The organism is Bacillus sp. OTU530 (genome assembly GCF_038440375.1).
This window is the reverse complement of sequence record NZ_JASATP010000192.1, coordinates 1-231: the sequence shown is the minus strand read 5'-3', so window position 1 is coordinate 231 and position 231 is coordinate 1. Positions and strand designations below refer to the sequence as shown.

1 pseudogene is annotated in these 231 nt (G+C 34.6%); it reads left to right on the top strand.

Features of this window, described 5'->3' with window-relative positions:
* Window positions 1-231: pseudogene (locus AAHB12_RS31580) on the top strand (IS200/IS605 family element RNA-guided endonuclease TnpB); the annotation flags it as partial.

The window sequence follows — 231 nt, the reverse complement described above, 5'->3', positions numbered from 1 at the left end:
CTGAAAGAAGCAGATTCTACTGCTTTGCAAAACTCTCTACAAGATTTAGGGGAATCCTTTAAACAATACTACCAAAAGAAGAAAGGGAAACCCAAGTTTAAAAGTAAGAAAAATGAGGTGCATTCCTATACATCCAAATGTAATTATAGTAAAAGTGGTCCAACGATTCGAATTGAAAAAGACCGTTTTATGAAAATTCCAAAGTTAGGGCTCGTTGAATTTGTTTCCACC